Genomic DNA, 1693 nt, shown 5'->3' with positions numbered 1-1693 from the left:
TTGGCGCAATCAATCGCGATCTGGTAGCCCGCATCCGCATGACGCATCACGCCGGTCGCCGGGTCGTTGTGCAGCACGCGAGCGATACGCTCGGCGGCTTCGTCGGTACCGTCGCAGACAATCACCATGCCCGAGTGCTGGGAGAAGCCCATGCCGACGCCGCCGCCGTGGTGCAACGAAACCCAGGTCGCGCCGCTGGCGGTGTTGAGCAGGGCGTTGAGCAGTGGCCAGTCGGACACGGCGTCGGAACCGTCCTGCATCGATTCGGTTTCACGGTTGGGGCTGGCCACCGAGCCGGAGTCCAGGTGGTCGCGGCCGATCACGATCGGCGCCGACAGCTCGCCGCTGCGCACCATTTCGTTGAATGCCAGGCCGAGCTTGGCGCGCTGGCCCAGGCCAACCCAGCAGATACGCGCCGGCAGGCCCTGGAAGCTGATGCGCTCGCGGGCCATGTCCAGCCAGTTGTGCAGGTGCGCGTCGTCCGGGATCAGCTCTTTGACTTTGGCGTCGGTCTTGTAGATGTCTTGCGGGTCGCCCGACAGCGCAGCCCAACGGAACGGGCCGATGCCACGGCAGAACAGCGGACGGATGTAGGCCGGGACGAAACCCGGGAAGTCGAAGGCGTTTTCCACGCCCACTTCTTGCGCCATCTGACGGATGTTGTTGCCGTAGTCGAACGTCGGGATGCCTTGTTTCTGGAACTCGAGCATGGCTCTGACGTGCACGGCCATAGACTGCTTGGCGGCCTTGATCACTTCGGCCGGTTCGGTCTTGGCGCGGGCGCGGTATTCGTCCCAGGTCCAGCCGGCGGGCAGGTAGCCGTTGAGCGGGTCGTGGGCGCTGGTCTGGTCGGTGACCATGTCCGGGCGCACGCCACGCTTGACCAGTTCCGGAAGGATTTCAGCGGCGTTGCCCAGCAACGCGATGGAGATCGCCTGGCCGGCCTTGGTGTATTTGTCGATGCGCGCCAGGGCGTCGTCGAGGTCGGTGGCTTGTTCGTCGACGTAGCGGCTGCTCAGGCGGAAGTCGATGCTGACCTGCTGGCATTCGATGTTCAGCGAGCAGGCACCGGCCAGGGTCGCGGCCAGTGGCTGTGCGCCGCCCATGCCGCCGAGGCCGGCAGTCAGGACCCAACGGCCCTTGAGGTCATCGTTGTAGTGCTGGCGACCGGCTTCGACGAAGGTTTCGTAGGTGCCCTGCACGATGCCCTGGCTGCCGATGTAGATCCAGCTGCCGGCGGTCATCTGGCCGTACATGGCCAGGCCCTTGGCATCCAGTTCGTTGAAATGCTCCCAGCTCGCCCAGTGCGGTACCAGGTTGGAGTTGGCGATCAGCACGCGCGGGGCGTTGCTGTGAGTCTTGAACACGCCGACGGGTTTGCCGGATTGCACCAGCAGGGTTTCGTCGTCGTTGAGGTTGGTCAGGCTTTCGACGATCTTGTCGTAGCATTCCCAGTTACGTGCCGCACGGCCGATACCGCCGTACACCACCAGTTCTTTCGGATTTTCGGCAACCTGCGGGTCGAGGTTGTTCATCAACATGCGCAGCGGCGCTTCAGTCAGCCAGCTTTTGGCGGTCAGCGTGTTGCCGCGTGCGGCACGGATTTCAACGTCACGGTATTGGGTAGGCTTGGTCACAAAAAAATCCTCAACGATCAATGCGCGAACATTGATGGGTGCGAAGAGGAAGTTCA

1 protein-coding gene is annotated in these 1693 nt (G+C 63.6%); it reads right to left on the bottom strand.

The features are described from left to right. Positions 1 to 1637, bottom strand: a 1637-nt coding sequence (gene hutU, locus ACW9I6_RS32270) for a urocanate hydratase (protein ID WP_457340239.1), incomplete at its 3' end; no start/stop codon positions are given. Positions 1638 to 1693 lie beyond the last annotated feature (56 nt).

It is taken from the genome of Pseudomonas sp. SDO5522_S412 (genome assembly GCF_054071215.1).
The sequence above is the reverse complement of the archived record's forward strand: the minus strand, read 5'-3'. Positions and strand labels throughout refer to the sequence as shown.